General features: G+C 45.7%; 17 protein-coding genes and 1 pseudogene. 7 read left to right on the plus strand and 11 right to left on the minus strand.

Annotated features, from left to right (window positions below):
• On the minus strand, nucleotides 1–2,594 hold a 2,594-nt coding region (locus F452_RS10965; RefSeq protein ID WP_018965992.1), incomplete at its 3' end, for an Eco57I restriction-modification methylase domain-containing protein.
• Nucleotides 2,595–2,602: 8 nt separating this feature from the next.
• A complete protein-coding gene (locus F452_RS0109625; protein ID WP_018965993.1) occupies nucleotides 2,603–5,896 on the minus strand; it encodes a helicase-related protein in 3,294 nt (1,097 codons plus the stop codon).
• 1,174 nt (nucleotides 5,897–7,070) lie between these two features.
• Here F452_RS0109625 and mltG point away from each other — a divergent pair.
• Genes mltG through F452_RS0109655 form a run of 5 tightly spaced genes read left to right on the plus strand, consistent with a single transcriptional unit; the run spans nucleotide 7,071 to nucleotide 10,912 of the window.
• Nucleotides 7,071–8,165, plus strand: a complete 1,095-nt coding sequence (gene mltG / locus F452_RS0109635) for an endolytic transglycosylase MltG (protein WP_018965995.1) — start codon at nucleotides 7,071–7,073, stop codon at nucleotides 8,163–8,165.
• Entirely contained in the window at nucleotides 8,162–8,911 is a 750-nt protein-coding gene (locus F452_RS0109640; protein ID WP_018965996.1) for a tRNA threonylcarbamoyladenosine dehydratase, read from the plus strand. The genes mltG and F452_RS0109640 overlap by 4 nt, the downstream gene beginning before the upstream one ends.
• The gene (locus F452_RS0109645; RefSeq protein ID WP_018965997.1) at nucleotides 8,908–9,567 is read left to right on the plus strand and encodes an ABC transporter ATP-binding protein; all 660 of its coding nucleotides are present in this window, start codon (nucleotides 8,908–8,910) and stop codon (nucleotides 9,565–9,567) included. Before F452_RS0109640 ends, F452_RS0109645 begins: the two co-directional genes overlap by 4 nt.
• Before the next feature lie 31 nt (nucleotides 9,568–9,598).
• A complete protein-coding gene (locus tag F452_RS0109650; RefSeq protein WP_018965998.1) occupies nucleotides 9,599–10,303 on the plus strand; it encodes a ComEA family DNA-binding protein in 705 nt (234 codons plus the stop codon).
• Nucleotides 10,304–10,309: 6 nt separating this feature from the next.
• Complete coding sequence (locus tag F452_RS0109655; protein ID WP_018965999.1) at nucleotides 10,310–10,912, plus strand: L-threonylcarbamoyladenylate synthase; 603 nt, start codon at nucleotides 10,310–10,312, stop codon at nucleotides 10,910–10,912.
• A 15-nt stretch (nucleotides 10,913–10,927) separates the two neighbouring features.
• Here the strand turns inward: F452_RS0109655 and F452_RS0109660 are convergent, their stop codons facing one another.
• The 6 genes from F452_RS0109660 to F452_RS0109685 all read right to left on the minus strand — a co-directional run bounded on the left by F452_RS0109660 (nucleotide 10,928) and on the right by F452_RS0109685 (nucleotide 17,590).
• Nucleotides 10,928–13,228, minus strand: coding sequence for a GH92 family glycosyl hydrolase (locus F452_RS0109660; RefSeq protein ID WP_018966000.1), 2,301 nt, complete (start codon nucleotides 13,226–13,228; stop codon nucleotides 10,928–10,930).
• Between the two features lie 24 nt (nucleotides 13,229–13,252).
• On the minus strand, nucleotides 13,253–15,598 hold the full coding sequence (locus F452_RS0109665) for a GH92 family glycosyl hydrolase (RefSeq protein ID WP_018966001.1): 2,346 nt from the start codon (nucleotides 15,596–15,598) through the stop codon (nucleotides 13,253–13,255).
• A gap of 89 nt (nucleotides 15,599–15,687) precedes the next feature.
• Nucleotides 15,688–16,092, minus strand: a complete 405-nt coding sequence (locus F452_RS0109670) for a rhodanese-like domain-containing protein (protein ID WP_033317196.1) — start codon at nucleotides 16,090–16,092, stop codon at nucleotides 15,688–15,690.
• Nucleotides 16,093–16,128: 36 nt separating this feature from the next.
• A complete protein-coding gene (pdxH, locus tag F452_RS0109675) occupies nucleotides 16,129–16,773 on the minus strand; it encodes a pyridoxamine 5'-phosphate oxidase (RefSeq protein ID WP_018966003.1) in 645 nt (214 codons plus the stop codon).
• 165 nt (nucleotides 16,774–16,938) lie between these two features.
• The gene (locus tag F452_RS12195; protein WP_018966004.1) at nucleotides 16,939–17,271 is read right to left on the minus strand and encodes a hypothetical protein; all 333 of its coding nucleotides are present in this window, start codon (nucleotides 17,269–17,271) and stop codon (nucleotides 16,939–16,941) included.
• On the minus strand, nucleotides 17,252–17,590 hold the full coding sequence (locus F452_RS0109685; RefSeq protein ID WP_018966005.1) for a hypothetical protein: 339 nt from the start codon (nucleotides 17,588–17,590) through the stop codon (nucleotides 17,252–17,254). The genes F452_RS12195 and F452_RS0109685 overlap by 20 nt, the downstream gene beginning before the upstream one ends.
• 111 nt (nucleotides 17,591–17,701) lie before the next feature.
• Here F452_RS0109685 and F452_RS12200 point away from each other — a divergent pair.
• Together F452_RS12200 and F452_RS0109690 are read left to right on the plus strand one after the other, a co-directional pair.
• Nucleotides 17,702–17,988 (plus strand): annotated as a pseudogene (locus tag F452_RS12200) (site-specific integrase); the annotation flags it as partial.
• Nucleotides 17,989–18,060: 72 nt separating this feature from the next.
• Complete coding sequence (locus F452_RS0109690; RefSeq protein ID WP_026292365.1) at nucleotides 18,061–19,320, plus strand: ATP-binding protein; 1,260 nt, start codon at nucleotides 18,061–18,063, stop codon at nucleotides 19,318–19,320.
• Nucleotides 19,321–19,610: 290 nt separating this feature from the next.
• Here F452_RS0109690 and F452_RS0109695 read toward each other — a convergent pair whose 3' ends face one another.
• The 3 genes from F452_RS0109695 to F452_RS13490 all read right to left on the minus strand — a co-directional run.
• Nucleotides 19,611–20,480: a DNA adenine methylase gene (locus tag F452_RS0109695; RefSeq protein WP_018966007.1), complete on the minus strand. Its 870-nt coding sequence runs from the start codon at nucleotides 20,478–20,480 to the stop codon at nucleotides 19,611–19,613.
• Between the two features lie 3 nt (nucleotides 20,481–20,483).
• A complete protein-coding gene (locus tag F452_RS0109700; RefSeq protein WP_018966008.1) occupies nucleotides 20,484–21,281 on the minus strand; it encodes a type II restriction endonuclease in 798 nt (265 codons plus the stop codon).
• A 246-nt stretch (nucleotides 21,282–21,527) separates the two neighbouring features.
• A partial coding sequence (locus F452_RS13490) for a DUF1661 domain-containing protein (RefSeq protein ID WP_155259048.1) occupies nucleotides 21,528–21,678 on the minus strand: 151 nt, incomplete at its 5' end.

A 21,678-nucleotide genomic window follows, 5' to 3' on the forward strand; every position in this document is an offset into this window, starting at 1 on the left:
ATATCCCAATCCTTCAATGGTGTACCCGCTGCTTCTATTTTACGTTTGATACTCTGCTCAATAGGTGATAGGATGACCCAGCTCTCAGAGGACGAAAACTCGCAGATGGTGTGCTGTTGCTGAACAAAAAGGCTCAATTTCTTTACGCTGTCTTTATTTTGCTTATTTGTAACAGCACAGATTGTATGATGCTGATTTTGAGATTTAGCAAACAACAATATATTAGTATCAACTGTCGCACTCTCAAAAATTTTTACACCGGCAAAATCAACGAGTAACATTGGATTGGTTCTTTCGGCAAAGAACTCTCTTATCTTTTGCCCATAGCCTGCCCTCATCCATTTGTTGGATGTAATAAAACACAGATGTCCTCGCTCTTTAAGGAGCTGATAACCTCTTTCGTAGAATAAACAATAAACGTCTCCTGTCCGAGCAAATGTTATATAACCTTTTTTGTCGTATAGTTTAGCCAGTTCTCCTCCATTATTCTGTAGCTGAATATAAGGCGGATTGCCGATAACAATATCGAAGTTTTCGGTATCTCCAAACATCCACTCGGGGTCTAAAAATGGACTGACTGCATTTTGGTCGTAAGGGTTCCAAGCTGCCATTTGTTTAGCATCTTCGGCTGCAAACGTATCGTCTTCAGCGAGTAAGGCCAACAATTCGGCACGCAACTGCGCATCCTTCTCGCGAAGCTTTATTTTATCTTTTGTCGTTTTTGCACGGAAATGCTCATGTCGCACATCGTGGAGCTCGTTTTTCTTGATGTTGATAGGATTGTATACATCATCGATGAAAAGATCATTAATCTCGTTGCCGTTCTTTTTTAGAGCAATCAAAGAGTTAGCCGTGACGAACTTAGTTTCAAGGTTTGGTAAAGTAGGTATACCAAAGTTGGGTTTACTCGCATCTTTCTCGCAATCACAAATGAGCGAAATGAAAAATCTCAATTTGCAAATTTGTGTAGCAATATTCTGAATATCTGAACCATAGATACAGTTTTCGATAATGGATAATTTAAGTTCATAATTGCTTTGATTCTGATCAATCTTTTGTAAAATATCCACCATGCGATTGAGCAGCCCCATAGGGAATGCACCCGATCCGCATGCGGGATCGAAGATTTTGATATTCCGCAAGTGGGTTGCTATGACCCTGTAGAGATTGACTTTGTTGTGATCATAAGTGAAACTGTCGGAGAGTAATAGGGCAACATCTTCCTTAGAGATAGAGCTCTGGTTGGTAAGGTAGGCTGTAAGGCTTTCGTCTACCATATAATTTACAATCTCTCGCGGTGTATAGAAGGATCCAGACTGATTGCGCGCAGTTTCTTTGGTTTCGGGATTGTATGCACCAAGCAAATTCTCAAATACTTTCCCTAACAATTCAGGGTCAAGTGCTACCTGTTGTTCTGTGGGAGTATTCTCCTCTATAGTGAAGTTGTATCGTTTGAGGATATTGAGGAGTCCATTTTGGGTGTGGAAGAAGAGGTTGTTGGGGATGAAGGCACGATGCCGATATCGGCCATTCGCCCATTTCTTGTCATTGCGCGAGAACCCATCATAATTAAAGGCTTTCTCCACACCGTCTATAGTCTTCGTCTTGTCAAGGCATTCGAACAATCCTCCATTCAAAAATGGAATATCGGCAAAGAGGTCTATAACGCTATCTTCATTGACTGCGAACAGCTCAGCATATCTGTAAAGGGACTTTACATCAGGTTTATTTTTGAGCTTAGCAAAGCCACGCTTTCCGCCCTCATCTTCGATAGCACGATTGAGCGTGGCAAAGAAAAGATTTTGCAAAATAGCATTGTAATAACTTCCCTGCTCCATGCTTTCGGGCACAAAATCTTGGAGAATACTCTTTAGATAGTTTTCGTCAAACAAGCGATCGGATACAAGCCCTTTCTGCTTGATGAACCAAACAAATATCAAGCGCGTGAGTAAGCGAATAATTTTCTTATCGATGTCCTCGAAATCATCAGCATCAGTATTGGTGTCATTTGGGAAATAGATACCGGCATCCGCACTTACGGCCCATTGATACCAAGCAAAAAGTTCGTTATAGAACTCCTTGGTCAGAGCTTCTACAGAGAAGGCTTCCTTGATTGTGCTGAAACTAACTCCTGCCCCTTGAAGCTTAACAAAGCGACTAACAGCCGTATTATAGCAATTCGCAGCTTCACCAAAAACGAAGGTATATCGTTTGGGAGCAGTACTGTCTCCTTTGAGATCACTGATAAATGACAAACGCCAGTGGTTGCCATCATCGAAAACGACAAGAGCGGCATCAAATTCCCCCCAAGTTGGATTGATAAAGGACTTGACAAGATTGCGAAGCCCTACACGCTTGTTGACAACAGAACCTTTCTTGATTTTGTAATGAAACAAGCCTATACGATAACTATCAGTGGTATCGATGCTTCCCAGGTAATAACCCTCATCAGCTGAATCACCGATGATCCTTTCGGGCTTTTCTTTCAATTCACTTACGTGGAAGAAACCTTGCAGGAACGAATACCATTGTTCCAAGTTGAATGACGATTGAAACAGGATTCTTAGAGCATCGGGGGTATATGCGTTTGCCATAATAATTCTTATTTGAAGTATTCAGATATGATGATTTGTGGATTGGAAAGATCTTGAGCATTGTGGCGTTGTTCCTTGTTCATTGTCTGATACCCCACGATCAACTTGTCGATTTCCATTTGCAGTTTATACTCTTCCTGCTTCATTTTGAGGCGATCATTTTTGTACTCTCGAGACAAAGATTTCAGATAACGAGGTAATTGGGAATAGATCCCCTCATTGATATATCTGATGAGAGTATCGCATTGCAACTTCAATTGGGTATCAGTCGTAATCTGCTTGATGGTACGTAGGAATTTATTGGCTTCAAGCGAAGTCTTATCAAGATCTACACGATTAATAGATGAGGTATCAGCAGCCTCTACATATTCCGTAGTGTATTGATCCAATGCACAATTGACGTGCTTGTAGTGCTCTATCTCGTTGGTGAATGGTATAGGCAATTCTTCCGGTTTTGCCTTGAGATATTTTACAGCATCCAAGAAATCAATCGCCTCTACTCCCTTGGACGTAGCCAAGTAGAACTCCATTTTCACATTCGAAGAAACAAAGATTACGGACTTGCCTCTATGCTTATCTTTTTCACGCATTACACGGCTTTTCATTGGCAATGCTTTGATTTTGTGATAAAGCTTACGATCACTATTATAGACGTCTCTTACCTCCCGAAGAAGAGCGATCTTCTTGTCGATACTATCCTTGACATTGTTGTCGAACATTTTGAACACCTTCACGATTTCCTCTTTGGAGTAGATTTGTGCATCCTCACCAAATGCAGAGTGGAAACCTTGCAGCTTAACAAGTGCATTCTTATACAACTGAATTTCCTTATCTCCCTGCTGCGAGGGGTAGAACATATAGTTGTAAATGCTGGGAGCAACTGATCCGATACGGTTTACACGACCTATACGCTGCATCAAGCGGGTGGCATTCCATGGCGAATCGTAATTGACAATTACATTGGAACGATGCAGGTTTACCCCTTCGGCAAGCACATCTGAGGTTATAATAATATTGTACTTCGTTGATTCGTTCTCGAAATTGGCGTCGAAGTTTTCTTTGATGGTTGGCATCAAACGGTTACGGTTAGCTGCTGTTACCATAAGGACGTCAGTACGGCCAATTTCTTTTGTCAGTCTTTCATAGAGATAACTCAAAGTGTCTACGCTCTCGGAGAAAAGCACCAGTTTACCTGATGGATTTATTGCTTTGTCAAAGAATTTATGAGTAAGATTTTCACGGAACTTGTCAAATTTGGGGTCGTCTTGCTCCTGTTCCCAGTCGGAATTGAGGCGTTGCAATATCTCCCTGTCGTGATGGAGCATATTTAGAAATATGGGATCGAAGCAGTCGGCGGTAAAAAGAATATCCTCTCGAACATATCCTTTTGCAACTGCATACTCGATAATCTGGTCAAGCTCCATATTTTTTGCTTGGAGGTCTTTCACTTTCAAATCGGGGGCAATGATAACCTTGTTCTCCTCAAACATCTTAATCATATCATTAGTGATACGGAGAAGAGTGCGAAGTGATCTTTTGAAAGCATAGAAGCTGCTCTCCAATCGCTTAACCATGTGCACACGATAGATACCTGCTAATGTTTGACCGATGTGCACCGCATTTTTGTATTTGCTACGGTATTCGAGTTTCAAAAACTCAACGGCACGATAACGAGCATAGTCAAGTCCTTTGCCCCGGGGATTGTTTTCAGAACGACCATCTGTGAGTTGTTTGAGAGTCTCGTAGAAACGCCCTCTTGTATCAACATCCATTTCATACTCCAGCTCATTTGGGGGTAAGATATTGGGGAATATAATACCCTGCGATTTAATATCCGCCTTATAGTCGGGATCGTTGAGAATATTGTTTCGGGTACGGCGGACAGTAATCTTATCGATTACTTTACCACGAATCTGCTCATATATTTTATCAACCTCGGAAGTGACATCACGCTGAGCACGTTCACGCATCAACTTCTTGTACTCATAGATGAGTGGGGTAAAAAAGCCTTTGAGATTGGGAATACCATCAATAGTGCAGCCTTGACTGTTTTGGAACAACAGCAACTGATTCAGCAAATCATCCGGGCGATTGTTCAATGGAGTTGCTGAAAGAAGCATCACTTTCTTCTGTAAACTCTTGAGGAAACCCAGATTGGCACATGGCGACTTACATATCTTCTGCAATTCGTCATACTTGCCGGAGCTATCGCTACGGAAGCCATGCGCTTCGTCTACAATAATCAAGTCGAACTCCTCCTTATCCTTATATTGGTCGCGTCCTTCAAGGATCTTTGAGAGGCTGCCATTGGTAATGAATTGTGCTTTCTTGTAGATGCCGAACAGCTTCAGTGTATTCTTCCAGTTATCTTCGAGAGCCGGAGGATAGACTACAAGGATATTCGTATTTCTGCCATTTTCCTCCACAAAGCGTTTGGCTATCATTGTGGCTATCATTGTCTTTCCCAAACCCACCACATCGGCAAGGAACAAACCATTATGCTGCATCAGCATTTGATAGCCTTGGATAACAGCATCTTTCTGATACTTCAAATCCTTAACACCATCAGGCAACTGAATAGAAAAATCGTCTTCTATTTGATCACCAAAGGTGTCAATCAGTACCTTGATATATAGTTCATAGGGTGTGGGCTGATAGCCCAAGTATGTTTCCGTTGTATAACCGCCAATGTCTTCTGCTGTCAGCGGAATCGCTTCGCTCCACAAAGCCCAAAATTCATCGGAGCAATATTTGACCTCATCGAAGTCTTTCATTGCCACATTAAGCTCATATTGGGGTGGCTGCTTGATTCCCAATCCGGAGTCGGATATGTTGGAAGATCCCATAATCACCCAACCGTCACTATGCTCACTGTGGTTTTCCGGCAAACATAGATAGAACTTCGCATGCAGGTTCTTCGTAGCATGGATACGCATTTGCAAACGTCCGGAGACGAGGTCTTCACACATCTGCAAAATGCCTTCTTCCACTTCGGGTGAGTACAAAGCATTGACGATATCTTCCTTAAATCCACTGTGGTAAATCTCTTTGGCTTTTTCTTCATCGGCCAACATCAACAAAGCCTTGTTGTGCTTGCGAAAAATATCATCGATATTGATTCCTACCAGAATCTTAATCTCAGAAATATCGCCCAATTCTTTTCGTAGCTTAAAGTATCCCGAAGAACGGAAATAGCCTACTACAGCTAAAAAAGAATGGAGATTTGGCATACCCTCTGCAATACCCTTAAATTTTTCGAAGAGTGTATTACCATGATTGTTATTGAAAAACTTAGTACTCATACTGCCTTTATTTCACTAAATCCCCTGAGTTTGCATCAATCAAATCTGCCACACTGAAAAAAGTAGAGAAGCTTGCGTGCCTACGATTGCAAGCATAAATATAGGCGAGACTAAAATCCATGCTCAACCGTTTGTTGAACTGTACCTGTAGCACCTCGCTTTGCTAAAACTCCTCTTTGATAGAATTGCTGTATATCTTTTCTCTCTTCGGATTTCTGTATAGCGATTTTGCCTACAAAGATATGAAGTTATAGCAAGCGAAATAAACACATATTAGGGGAATTAAGGAATTGACATTCTATATATTAAGCGGAAATCTTGGAAAAATTTATGATAAGCTTTTGAAAGCAGCCACTAAGGACACGCTTTTTCTGCTGTCAAGTGCGACAGATGGGATAAACAGCAGAGATTTCGGGGCATCGGGGTTGGGCTTTTTTGCTACATTTGCAGAGCGATAGGCTACTCGCAGAAGTGTATACAAGAGTATATCGGAGAGGGCTTACACACCAGATATAATCGCTTGAATAACAGTTATATGGCAATAGATATGCATACGGATTTCTCTTTTAGTAACAATCCATTGAGACGATTCATGGGGGCTGATATAAGCGTCTTTCATCGCAGTATTCGGATGAAGAGCTGATACGCCTATGATGAATAGTGAGATGTAGCTCTGCTGTAAGTCTCCAAAACATATACGACACCCGCCCGATTCAAGAAGAAATCGGGTGGGTGCCGTCGTTTTATTACCTTACGAAAAGGTTTTAGAAGGCTGCTATTTATATACAAATCATTTACAATTTATATATTTATTGAAATCGTTTTATATATAAATGGAAAATGATTTATATATAAATCGAAAACGTTTTATATATAGATCAGCATTCGATCTTTTGAATAGAGGTTTTTTACTTCACAAAGGTCGATTTATGATTTTTCCGACTTCAAAATCCACTTCTTTTCAGATGCTTATTTGGAATGATTCTAAACTCAGCTTCGTTGTTGAAAACTTTTTTGGCACGTAATTTTAGAGAGGGCAACTAAGTTGCTCAAAGAAAGGGTATGCCTTGCATGCTTTTACACCTATATGGAGCGATACACGCTTTGAGATTTACGGAGAGCCGTAACGATTTTGACGAAACTCCGGAGCAGGATAAATGCTTTATCTTTGGGCATGGTTCAGAAAAAACGCAAGAAAACGACCTCCGGCAGATGCGCCTCCCACAGAAAAAGAAGGAGTCGCACGCGCAGAAGAGCTTTCATCCTTTGGGTCACGGCACTGCTGCTCATACTGATTGCCCTTGTCTCGCTGGGAGCTTACCTGCTGCTGTCTCCTGCCGGCAATGCCAGGGAAAACACCTATATATACGTCCGACCGACTACGACACTGACCGATGTAGAGCGACAGCTCCAGCAGAATACCCGACTGCGAAGGCCTTCGTTTTTCCATCTGGCAGCTCGCTATTATAAATTAGGAGAGAAGCTCCGCCCGGGCCGCTATGGGATAGCTCCGCGAATGAATACCAAGCAGATATTGGAGACTTTGACGCACGGGAAACAGTCGGCCGTACGCTTTCACCTCCGCCACGTCCGCACACAGGAGGATCTCATCGGAAGGATGACGGGCAAACTGATGATGAAGCCGGAAGAGCTTTCTTCCCTGTTGGCCGATTCCGCTTTCTGCGATTCGCTGGGATTCGATCCACACTCCATCCGCAGTCTTTTTCTGCCTGAAACATACGAAGTGGATTGGGACATCAGGCCGAAAGAGTTGGTGCTGAGGCTGAAGAGATACTACGATCGCTATTGGACAGCTGAGCGGCGGAGTCTGGCCGACTCATTGGGGCTGACGCCGATCCAAGTATCCGTTATCGCATCCATCGTGGAGGAAGAGTCGGGCAAAGCTGATGAATACCCACAGATAGCCGGTCTCTATATCCGTCGCTTACGTGAGGGAATGCTCCTGCAGGCCGATCCGACGGTGAAGTTCGCGATGGGAGACTTTTCCATCCGCCGAATCCTGCATGTCCATTTGCAGACGGACTCTCCGTACAACACTTATAAAAACAAAGGACTGCCACCGGGCCCGATCCGGCTACCGCATACCTCGACCATGGACAGCGTGCTCCGAGCAGATCGGCACGGCTACCTGTATATGTGTGCCAAGGAGGACTTCTCCGGCCGGCACCGTTTTGCCCACACCTATGCCGAACACCAACGCAATGCGGCTATCTACCGCAAAGCACTCGATGAAAGGGGGATCAAATGACCGAAGAGACGGAAAATCCCCTCATGGGCGACAGTTGGGATGAGAGGACGGAGCTGCTCATAGGCACGGAAGCAGCCGACAGGCTGCGGCACTCGCATATACTGATCGTCGGCACCGGCGGAGTAGGTGGCTATGCAGCAGAGATGCTCTGCCGAGCAGGAGTGGGCAAACTGACTTTAGTAGATGCTGATGTAGTGAATCCGTCCAATATCAACAGGCAGATCATAGCCCTGCACAGCACCGTCGGCCGGCCTAAAGTAGAGGTATTGGCCGATCGTCTGCTGGATATCAATCCACGGGTAAAGGTCTATCCTGTCGCCGCCTTTCTAAAAGATGAGGCCATGGAGGAGCTGCTGGACGCCGCCAAATACGACTTTGTGGTCGATGCCATAGATTCGCTCAGTCCGAAAGTATTCCTCATCGTCCTAAGCAAGCGACGAGGCCTGCCGGTGATCAGTTCGATGGGAGCAGGAGCCAAACGCGATGCATCGCTTATCGAGGTGGCGGACATAGCCCGATCGTACAACTGCACATTGGCGCGTGCCGTCCGCAAGCGGCTCCGCAAGCTGGGAATATCACGTGGGGTACCTGTCGTATTCAGCAGCGAATTGCCGGACGAAAGTTCTGTGATGGAGATCGAAGGAGAACGCTGCAAACGCTCCACAGCCGGTACCATATCCTATATGCCGGCTATTTTCGGTTGCAGGATAGCCGCTTATGTAATAGAAAAACTGACCGAACAATGATTATAGAAGCTCGCAACATTCGCAAGAGTTTCGGCTCACTGGAAGTACTGAAAGGGGTAGACATTGCCATCGATCGCGGAGAGATAGTCTCCATCGTCGGCACAAGCGGTGCCGGAAAGACTACGCTGCTGCAAATCCTGGGTACGCTCGATCGGGCAGACAGTGGAGAATTGTGCATCGACGGCACCGATATAATGGGTATGAACAATCGGAAGCAAGCCGAATTTCGGAATAGACGGCTGGGATTCATCTTCCAATTTCATCGGTTGCTACCCGAATTTACAGCTCTGGAAAACGTGATGATACCGGCTCTGATAGCCGGAAAGAGCCGAAAAGAGGCTTCGCAAGAAGCCGAACGACTGCTTTCCGAGCTGAACCTCAGCGGCAGAGCCTCGCACAAGCCTTCGGAACTCTCCGGCGGTGAGAAGCAGCGAGTAGCCGTGGCACGTGCTTTGGTAAACCATCCGGCCATCATCCTTGCCGACGAACCGAGCGGCAGTCTGGACTCAACGCACAAGGAAGAGCTGCATGCTCTCTTCTTCCGTCTGTGCCGAGAGATGGGACAGACCTTCCTGATAGTCACCCACGATGAGAAATTGGCAGCCGGCACCGACCGCATCCTCCACATGCGCGATGGGCTGCTCTTCTCCGAATAAACCAACCACAAGACAAGCTCCCGACACGTAGATGAAAGATTTCTTCCACTTCGGCAAATCGGAAAGCATTATCAGCGCTCTACTCCTGATGATGGTCATCATCGGGCTATTCATCTTCAAAGCAAGGCCGGCCAGTGGCAGCGCACCCTTATCCGAAGCTGTTCAAACGCAGGCCGATCAGCCGATGGAAAAAGAGGAAAAGAAGGATTACGTCAGATCTTATTCCCCTTCAAAGCGATCCCCCAAGAAAGTCCGGGACAGTATCGTGACCGATGCGGACTATGTGGGTCCTCCTGCGAGAGAAGCCTATGCCCGATCGGCCGACAAATTTCCCCGTGGTACAGTGATCGACCTGAATGCAGCCGACTCGGCCACACTCACACGCATACCCGGGATAGGGCCTACATTCGCTCGGCGCATCGTATCATACCGCCGACAGCTTGGTGGCTACTATACCGTGCTACAGCTACAGGAAGTTTACGGTATGGACTATGAACGGTTTTGTGCTCTAAGACCGTGGTTCAAAATAGGAATCAAGCCGGATCGTATCGATCTAAAAGGAGTCGTAGGGGATAGTATCCTTCGGCATCCATACATCAACTATAAGCAACGGGCCGAGATCAAACGGCTGCTGCGTAGCAGCCAATGGCAGGGTAGCTGGGTACAACTACTGAAGCTACCGACCTTCACAAAAGAAGACAGTATAAGACTTTCACCCTATTTCGATATACACTGAAATAATATGATCATCAAGATTTACCCCGACAACCCCAACAGACGAGAATTGGAGCGTGCCGTATCGGCTCTTCGCGATGGCAAAGTGATTATCTACCCCACCGAAGTAGGATATGCCTACGGATGCGATGCTCTCCAGAATCGGAGCGTGGAGCGGATATGCGAGCTGAAAGGCGTGGATCCTCGACGCAAAAGCCTCTCGATCATGTGTTCGGATATGAGCATGGCAGCCGAATACTGCCGTATAGACAACGAGGCATTCCGCTATATGAAGGACAATCATATGCAGAAATATACCTTCGTCCTACCGGTCGGAAGTTCGCTGCCCAAGGTATTCAAGAATCGGAAGCAAGTAGGCATCCGTCTGGCTCTTCATCCGCTGACCCGTCTGCTGGCCGAATCGCTCGGCAGTCCTTTGCTGACCGGTTCGCTACCCCTCGATCCTGAAACGCCCGAATACGCTTCGGATCCCGAGCTGATCGAAGAACGCTATGGCCTTACGGTAGAAATGGTACTCGACGGAGGAATCATCCCGTTCGAGCAGACCACCGTAGTCGACTGTACCACTTCGCCCTACACCATCCTTCGCGAAGGCGGAAGCAAGCTTTAGGGTTATAGAAACAGATCAGTCGCCCGGATAGGGATCGGCAGAAGGGGGAGGCGTATCGACTCCCCATAGTTTGTTGGGGCGCGGTCCCATCTTCAGCTCCAGCGTGCCACCTTGGGCTATATCGCTGTGCTGGAACCAGGCTTTATCCAAAGTTTTCCCGTTGAGCACGGCCTTTTGGATGTACTTGTTTTCAGCTCCGGCACCGTTGGCTATGACTGTAAGGTGGTTGCCCCCACCGAGATCGATCGTTATCTTACTGAAGAAAGGACTACCAATCACATAGACCGGTAAACCCGGCGTGACGGGATAGAACCCCATCATCGAAAAGACGGCGAAAGCACTCAGTCCTCCTCCATCTTCATCTCCGGGGACTCCCATCAGGTCGTTTCGGAACCATTCGTTTACAAGCTCATGGATCAACTTCTGCGTTCGCCATGGCTGACCGGCATAGACATATAAATAGGGTATATGCAGGCTCGGCTCATTGGCCATGGAGAACTGACCTACATTGCCTGTCTGGTCGGGTAGCTTAGAATAAAAGTTGAACTTCCACGTGCTCATCGGAGTGCGGAAAGTCTCGTCCAAGAAGCGAACGAACTGCTCCGGTCCGTCCATCAGGGCAATCAAATCATGAAAATTGTGCTGCACATCCCAGCGATAAGTGTATGCATTGTTCTCATCGTAATAATCACGTGCGCCGGGACCTCCATCAAATTCGTAATCGAAGGGCTGTATGAAGCGTCCCTTCTCATCTTTGGGATGAAAGAATCCCGTCTCCGAATTGTAAAGATGCCGGTAGTCGTAGCTCCTACGCAGAAACTCACGCGCTTCGTGCTCGTGGCCTGAAAATTGTGCCAATCGGCTAAGGCACCAATAATCGTAAGCAATAGCAAGCGTAACGGCTACTGCCTGTCGCTTCTCCCAAGAGTGTATGGTAGGGTCGGTTTCCTTTTGGCCCTGCGGCAATGCAGGGTAGTAACCTTTCTCATCGAAAAAATGATCGAGTGCGCCTTTGGGCATACGCCGCCAAGGTGCATACGTCTTCTCAGCCATCACTTTTTTGGCTACCGTATACGCCTCATTCAAGTTGAATCCCGTAAGACCTTTGGCATAGGCATCGGCAAGCACGGCTATAGCATGATTGCCATTCATACGATGACTGTCACCCGTGACTTCGGGGAAGGTAGGCAACCATTTCTCGGGGCTCAGCAAGGCCATACGAATGTAGGAATTCACCATGTGGGATTCCATCTCCGGCTCCAAAAGAATACGCAGCGGATGTACAGCCCGATAGGTGTCCCACACCCAATCGTCCGTATAGAAAGGAATGCCCCTGTCCGGATGCACAGCATGATCTTCGGCACTGTAGAAATGACCATCCTCCGAGATATTGATCATCCGTTCGTAGGTACGATAAAGGCTGGTATAGAATACCTGTCGCTGAGGAATCGTACCTCCTTCGATCCGAACTTTTCCCAAAGTTTTATTCCACTCGTTCCGTCCCATTTTAGAGACCACTTCCACATTGTACGCCTGTATTTCCTGACGAAGATTCTTTTTGGCTTGAGCCACACTGATGTAAGAAATACCATAGCGAAGGAAAAGATCCGATCCGACCGGATCGTAGTTCAGTACGAGAGTTTTACCCGTTGCCGTCCCCTTATTCCAGATGTACTCGCCCTTTTCCGAACGGCGAGCGTAGGCCGCAGGCTGCTGCTCCGTCTCCATGTAGAGGAATACCCGCGTACTGTCCTGAAGATACCGATAGCCGGATATGACATTGCCTTCGGCAGTCAATTCTCCTTTCTCAGAGTGAACGACGAGGTAATGCCGGCTACTGTCGGCATTGAAGCGCAAGCGGTAAATGGCACTGCGAAAAGAAGGAGCAAAATCCACCTCTACATCCTCCTCATCGAGCAAAACAGAATAGCGGTAGGGATGTACCGATTCATTGTCATAGATATAGCTCGCAACTGTGGGGATGGAATCCGGCAGTTGATTCAACGGACTGAGGCGGAACGCATTTGCTCCACGATGGGAGGTCAGCAGCAAGGGCAGTCCGTCCATCAACTGAGAAGTATAGTCGGCCCGCGCCGGACACATGCGCAACATGCTATTGGGCAAATGTACAGTGGGGAAAGTGGGAACGAGCAGATGGCTGATATTGCCCATATAAGGATTCACATAGTCCACCGGATCCTTGAATATGTCCGTCTGGACATCGTCTTTACATCCGGCAGAGCTTAGTGTAAGAATCAAGAAGCCAAGCAGGCTCATCAGTACAGATCGAGGCGTAAATGCTTTGTTCGTATTCATAGTCCGAAGAGGGGAAATGTATGATTAATTACTGTGATTAACGTGGGTCTGTTGCTCTATAGAGAAGGAATAAGGTCTGTCGCTTTCTTTCGTACCGCGGCTATAATCGGGCTTTGCATCCATCGTCCACTGAATGGATGCAGAAGAGCGAAGCTGTTCGTGAGTCAGGTAATTGCGGGTCCATTCTTTTCCATCTACGCTGATCGACCGAACGTAAGGTGTATCGGCACTGTTGGCGGGAGCATGCAACACCGTTTTGTGTCCGTCGGGAAAAGAGAGTATTACCTTAGAAAAAATCGGAGAGCCGAGCACATACTGATCCGTTGCTGGAGTGACAGGATAGAATCCAAGAGCCGAGAAAACGTACCAAGCCGAAGTCTGTCCGTTGTCCTCATCGCCACAATACCCGTCCGGAGTAGGACGATAGAGCCGCCCTATCACTTCGCGTAGTCTCTCCTGCGCTTTCCACGGATAGCCGGCATGATTGTACAGATATATCATATGCTGTATGGGCTGATTGCCATGAGCATAATTGCCCATATCCGTTATCTGCATCTCTCTGATTTCGTGGATGACAAATCCGTAATAGCTCTCATCGAACATAGGAGGGGTATTGAATACGGAATCGAGCATAGACACGAACAGGCGATCGCCTCCCATCAGGTCGATAAGCCCCTGCACATCATGAAAGACCGACCAAGTGTAGTGCCAGGCATTGCCCTCCGTGAATACATCTCCCCATTTGAAAGGGGAAAAAGGCGTTCGGAAACTGCCATCCCGATTCCTGCCACGCATGAGTTTGGTCTCCGGATCGAACAGATGACGATAGTTCATCGAACGATGAGCCAATGTGTCCAACGTAGCTCTATCCAAACCCAATGTGCGCCCAAGTCGGAAGATGCACCAATCGTTATAAGCATATTCGAGCGTACGGGCAGCACTTTCGTTGATGCCTGCATCAGCCGGAACATAGCCTAAGGAGTTGTACCACTCCCAACCGCTACGACCCGTGGAGGAGATTTTCGGATGGACGGCTTTCGTAGCATGCAAGAGTCCGTTCATCAGCGTACGGGTATCTCCTACCCGAACGCCCTTGAGGTAGGCATCGGCGAGGACAGAAGCAGAGTTGTTGCCTATCATACAATCCCGATGGCCCGGACTGGCCCATTCGGGGAAGAAACCGCTCTCGCGATATGCATTCAGCAGACCTTCCTGAATTTTAATGTTTTCATCGGGATACAGTAGATTGAGCAGGGGGAAAAGGGCACGAAATGTGTCCCAAAATCCGGTATCGGTATAAAGATAACCGGAAAGCACCTCTCCATTGTAGGGGCTGTAATGCCGAGGATTGCCGGAAGCATCCTCCTCATAGAAGCGACGGGGAAAAAGCAGACAGCGATAGAGGGCGGAATAGAATGTAGTACGCTCGTCCTCCGTTCCTCCCTCTACGTGTATGCGTCCGAGTACCTTATTCCAAGCTTCGCGACCGGCGAGTTTGATCCGGTCGAAACTCCGCCCTTTGACTTCTGCAAGATTTCTTTCGGCCTGCTCGGCACTGATAAAAGAAGATGCCACCCGAACGGTAACCTCTTGCGAATCGAAGCAGCAGGCTGCCCACGCCCTTGCACCCTCGCCTGTCTTGCCGGCATCTGTCTGAAGCAGGACATCGACCATAGGAGTATCGGACTGCAAGATGAAATAACAGGCGAAGTTAGCCGGCACACCTCCACTATTCTTGCGAGATATGCCCACTACGGTGTACGGATCTACGACGCTAATCTCCGAACCATCGCTAAAGGCATCGAGACGGAGCCATCGACCGGAGCTGCTCGCGGCATTGCCGGAATAACGTATGCGAAAGATAGCTGCCCGCTCGGTCGGAGCCATCTCCACACGTGTGTCGTAATCGGCCAAATAGACACTATAATAGTATGGTGTCGCCGTCTCCGCTTTGTGCGAGAACCACGAAGCCTGTTCGTCCGAAAAGAGTTGCTTGCACCACTTAGTCAGAGCCACGGAGTCACTTGAAGACGGCCTCGACGGTGCTGTAAGAGGAAGGAGAGAGAATTGGCCGTAGTCGTTGATCCACGGACTGGGTTGGTGAGTCTGTTTGAATCCGCGAATCTTGTGTGCCGAATAGGTATATTGCCAGCCGTCACCGGGTATACCGGTCATCGGAGTCCAGCTATTCATCCCCCACGGCATACCGATGACCGGATAGGTATTGCCCGCGCTCAATTCGAAAGAGCTTAACGTACCGATCAGCGGATCGACATAATCCACATAGTTCTGCGCAGACAAAGGCCTGCCGACAAATAAGCAGAGGATGGCTGCTATTCGAACGATATATGAGGACTTAGGGCAATCCATTGGCGGAGAGAAACTATAAAAGGAAAGAAACATGAGCCATGGGGCATTGCTTCGTGGCTCGCTCTTCCCCATGGTTCTCAGACGATTAATCACTTGTACGGATAGCCTTTGTATCCGCCGAGAAGGTTGTAAACAAAATAGCCTCTACGCAAAAGAATATCGGCAGCTTTGGCACTTCGTCCTCCGCTCCGGCAGTAAATGGCTACGGGACGAGCCTTGTCCAACTCCTGATCGGCCTGCTCCTTGAAGTTACTGTCCGTGACGGGCAATAGCTTGGCATTGGCAATATGACCCTGGGCATACTCTTCCGCAGTACGAACGTCGATCAATTGTATGGCGGGATCAGCCAATAATTCGCGGAAGCGATCGGCATTGACATTGTTCACGATCGACTTGTCCGCCGAGGTATCTGTCTGCGCTGCATTTTTGCAGGCACAACCAAAGAAAGAAACGAAAGACATAAACAGTATCGCAAGAGTTAGTTTTTGTTTCATTCGAATGGGATAGTTTTTGTATTGAGTGACGAAGAATTATGGAGCTAAGCGGTGAACAGACCAAGAACCATCGGGCTGGAGTTCGTACAGGAAACGATCGTGCAAGCGACTTTCGCGCCCTTGCCAAAATTCTATTCGTATCGGTTTTACGGCAAAGCCTCCCCAAGTGTCAGGACGTGGCACAGTGCGACCGGCATATTTGAGCGACTCTTTCATGAACTCCTGTACGATGAAAGAACGTCCCGGTATGGGACGACTCTGTGGTGAAATGCGTGCCCCTACCCGACTTTTGTACGGGCGTGTGGCAAAGTAAGCATCGCTAAGCTCCGGCTCCAAAATGCGTACATCCCCCTCCACATGTATCTGACGCTCCAGTTCATGCCAGAGGAATGTGAGACAGACGTGCGGATTGGCAGCCATTTGCAGTCCCTTGCGACTCTCATAGTTGCTGTAGAAGATAAATTCGTTGTTCATAAACTCCTTCAGCAAAACGGTACGCGTACTGGGACGGCCGTCAGGAGTAGCTGTCCCGACGATAACGGCTGTAGGCTCATATGTCTTGGCTTCGACCGCATCTTGCAGCCATCTGGTGACAAGGTCGAAAGGAGTAGGTGTCAGGTCGCTGGCGGAAAGGCTTCGTTTGTCGTATTCCCGCCGGATATTTTCGAAATGTAAATCCATGCTTTTGTGGTTTTTATTGTCCGGACAAAGTTATGCCATTTGAATTGTCGTTCCAAAAAAGCCATGAATCACCGACAGCAGGCCACAAGGACAAGTCCATCACCCTACTATTCTACGATAGACAAGTGGGACAGACGGCTCCTATCGGGCAAGCCTTTTCCTTGATCAGGGAATACCGACAGCAGGGGAAGAGAAGACCATTTCGAGCAATTCCTCACGTGGTCTATCCAACAAAATCTTTGCCTCCTCTAAGGCAAAATTTTCTATCGATTCATCCTCAGAATAGCCTTGGGAGAGAGCTTGCAACAAGCTATCGGCTTCGGCCTGCCTCCCCAGAAGCTTCAAGTTCCCTACTCTACTCGTGACTAAAGCAATATATGTATTTGATTCGGGAGTGATCGAATCGGACATAACCCTGTATAGCCGATCCGCTTCTTCATACTTGAGCATCGCTCGCCGTATATCTTTCGAGTAGCGTTCATAGCAAGCTCCAAGCATCGTTTTGGTATAGGGATCCCGGGGGCTTGATCCTTTCCATCTCTTTCATAGCAGAAAAGAGACCTTCTATCCGTCCGACCTTTCGCAAGAAAGTGGCCTTATTCCGGTACGCGATGTAGTAATCGGGATCGATAGCCGTAGCCTCGTCCAGCAGTCGAATAGCTCTCACGACTTCGATCGAATCCCCAAGCAATGCCATCCTTACGGCACTGTCGTTCAGGACAATAGCCTCTTCTCTACCCTTTCCTTCTCCTCTTTGGGTTTGACAAGCAGAGAATGGCAGGAGGAAAACAAATAATAGATAGACGAGCTTTCTCATTCTCAATGGATATATCAGAACCGAACAATCATTATATCGAGCTGAGTTTGCCTCAACTCCGGAGCACAAAATTATGCATTAAGTTCTATCAAGAAAAAGGAGAAAGAAACCAGCAATCAACGGATGAATGACTACTTAAAAGAGCTGGCAGAACTGGCAGGGATTGATGAGCCAATTAGGGAAACCTACTAAAGAATCGATGAAGTAACCCCTAAATATGCTCTTCTTAGTACCCATGCTGGCAGACGAACTTTTATCTGCAATGCTCTTGCCTTGGGCATACCAGCTAATGTTGTGATGAAGTGGACTGTGGTCATAGCGACTATAAAGCGATGAAGCCATATATTGACATAGCTGATGACATCAAAGCCAGTGCAATGAGTAGGTTTGATCAATTACAATTCAATGGGAAATTTTCAGCTGCAGTTGAAATTATCTATATTTGTATAGAATATTCAAGTACATCTGATATGATTTTATCGATAAAGAAATACAACTTCTGGGATAAGAACTCAATAGATTTGGGCTTCCCTCGTACGTCTTACACTAATAAGATAGGACAATATATTGGCAATAAACTGATCAAAGTGCTGGTGGGACAACGCCGTGCAGGCAAGAGTTATATCCTTCGTCAAATAGCCTCTCAACTTATCTCCAATGGCACTTCGCCCAACAATATACTCTATATCAATAAGGAGTATTTGGAGCTGTCTTCCGTTCAAACCTATGAGCACCTTGAGGAATTGTTCCAGCTGTATAGGGAGGAGTTAAAGCCCCAAGGCAAGGTGTATGTATTCGTTGATGAAATCCAATATATAGAAGAGTGGGAGCGGTTTGTAAACTCACACTCGCAAGATTTCGCTGAGCCATGTGAGCTATTTATCAGTGGTTCCAATTCCAGCTTACTTTCTGGCGAACTTGCTACTCTTCTCTCAGGGAGGTATGTGGAGTTCGAAATACTACCTTTTAGTTACACCGAGTATTGCGGTATCACCCGGCAAGAGATAGGCAAGGCAAGCTACATCCGATTTCTCCAATCGGGAGCCCTGCCTGAGTTATTCAACCTCCCGAATGATGAGATGAAGCAGAACTACGTCTCCTCGATCAAAGACACGGTGATGCTTCGGGATATTGTGGCAAGGTATAAGGTTAAGGATATAAAACTCTTGGACGACCTATTCGTATATCTGGCAAACAATGCCTCCAACATTGTATCCATCCCAAACATCGTCAATTTCTTCAAATCAAGAAATCGAAAGACAAACTACGAGACACTCTCTTCATACATATCATATCTTGAGAGTTCTTTCCTCGTTCATAGAGGTGAGCGATATAATATCAAAGGGAAAGACACCATCTCTGGCAATTGCAAGTACTACCTCAATGACCTGTGCTACCACAATTACCTTTACTCCGGATTTGGCTACGGTATGGGCTACCTCCTCGAGAATGCCGTTTACCTAAGTCTAAGGAGAGCAGGATACCAAGTTTATATAGGGACGATCAAAGACTCAGAAGTAGATTTTGTAGCTATAAAGGGAGGGAACAAACTCTACCTACAAGTTGCACTACAACTATCAGCTGAAGATACCATAGAGCGAGAGTACCGCTCTCTAAAAATGATTGATGACAACTTCCCTAAATATGTGGTGAGCATGGAGGAGTATAAAATCCCCACAAATGAAGGAATAGAGCATATCTCCGCTTGGGAGTTGGAAAACATCTTGTAAAAACTCAGAACATCTTCGTAGTAGCCCCTTGTCCGAACGACAGGAGGCTATTCTTTTATCTTGAATTCTGCTCAAATCTCATGAGAAAACAGATGAAATTCGCTTCCCCATTTTCCTTTTTTACCCCTCCGAGTGTCAACTTTTTTCAGTACACGTCAGTTTGAATATTCTTTCTATGTGCTTCTTCTACGGCATCAAAGGATCTCTGATAAATCCAAATGCGATAGCCCTCGTTTAGAATATAGACCTAACGGAGCTTTTTAGAGGATTTTGTATAGAGTCAAGTGATCCTATCTCTCATCTATATCAAAATTATAGATCAGAGCTTCAACAATAGAACGACGATTTTCAATACGAGCTCCACTATGATAAAAATGGTCTTGTGTCTTTACATTGAATTGTCCCCAAAAACGTTCAATCATTTCATTCTTTCTAAACTCGTTATGATGCCATGTTGATAGGATAAAATGTGCTGGAGTCTGTTTAAGAGCAAGAAAGAGTCGCTCCTCATCTTCTTCTGTCCAACCATTATAATAATCTACGTATCTCCCAAAATATGGAGGGTCACAATAAATTATATCACCTTTGGTAGCTCTTTGGATTGTTTTTACAAAATCTTGGTGACAAAACTCCCATTCTCCCCCCTTTATAATTCTCTCCGCAGCTGCTATTTGATTACATATTTTTGTCACATAAGCAGGAGAGAATCTATTAGGCTTCTTACAAAATGGGATATTCCAATGTCCCATTTTATTAAAACGCATCATTCCATTAAACCCAGCACGAGAAAGGAAAAGAAAATCAAATGAGCATTGCTCTTCATTGAAGCGGTTGCGAATCTTTCGATAATGCTCACACCCGTCTTCTCTTGAATTTGCTAATAATACACCTTCAGATTCCAAATAAGCTCGCATATTAATAGGCGTAATTCTTCCTTCTTTCAGTGCATTGTAAAAATTAATAATATGAGGATTTGTATCTCCTACAATCCTCTTTCCTCCAATAGGAATATTTAATCCAACGACCCCTGTTCCCAGAAAAGGTTCTATCCAATTTGTATGCTCTAAATCTAGTCCAGAGCTTTCAATTAACTCAAGTATCCAAGGGATCAGCTTGGTTTTGATACCTTGAGACTTAATCGGAGGTGTAATTACAGGCATAAATTATAGTTTGTCTAAAATTTGTTGTTGAGATTTCAAATACTCTTTGTACGTTTTTAGATTTTTATAATTGGGAGTTCCTATACCTGCTGTTCTTGCATCTACTTTATTGAAATACCCTTTCCAATAGTCATCGAAAACATCTTCTCCTAAATCAGAAAAAGGTCCCTTCCCCTCCAAGAGTTTCTGAATATTGGTAATGCCTCCTATATTTCGAGTATTGCCACTTCCAGGAATATCATTGGCAACTTTCCATTTTGGTTGAACGAAAAATATAAAATTTTCGATTACAGAGTGAATTGCATGCAAATCATCCACGGAATAAACGGCACACTCATCCACATCAAGTTGGCTTTGTTTGTAAAGCATCCCAAGGACTAAATGAGAGCTATAAGCATTGTAAGGATGATCCATATTTTTTATAGTATCACGTTCCCTAAAGTACCCCCAATAAGATCCTAATGTAAGTCCATTTACATTTTCTCCATCATAATAGCTGGACTTAAAATCAACAGCAAACAAATGTTCTTCACTATCCTTGAATGTTAAGTCAGGATAAAAATTTTGTTTAGATGGTAATTCTAGCTCCATACCATTTCTACGAGCAAAGGAGTCTAGTTTAGGGATAAGTAGAATCTCTATAATTTTTGAAACAACTTTTGTGTCATTGGTTATTGTGTAAACGTTCTTATCTACGTCTATAAACCCCTTAACAATCCAATCTTGGCTATCTGTTTCTAGGAAGTCTTTGTATGTCCTTACTTCATCTGTGAGGAGTTGAAAGAAGGTATCTTTTGTCATATTGCCTACAATGTTACTTTTTGGGTGCAAAGGTACAACATCAAGAGGTTCATAATCGAAGAATTTAGGTATTTATTTGATTGGCATTGTAATTTTCTTAGCTTTCAGTCGTTTTTCATCAGACAATCAGCACCTTTGTATGTAAGAAGTAGGGGATCTTTGTAAAGTTGCAAAATCAAGAAACAGGAAGCACCTCGCTCGTTTCTTATCCGTTCCCCTTATCAGAGTAGATATATTCTTATCTACTCAATACCAAACTATTAGCTCTCTATAAACCGATTTAATGCGGTAAAATCTGTCACTTCGATAAATTACGAACCGAAAATGCTCGGATTGCGGTCTGTAAATCCTGAGAAAACGGCGCGAGAATTTTTTCGCTTTGGCGCGTAAAAATTTT

The organism is Porphyromonas gulae DSM 15663, from assembly GCF_000378065.1.
In the GTDB taxonomy this organism is placed as follows: domain Bacteria; phylum Bacteroidota; class Bacteroidia; order Bacteroidales; family Porphyromonadaceae; genus Porphyromonas; species Porphyromonas gulae.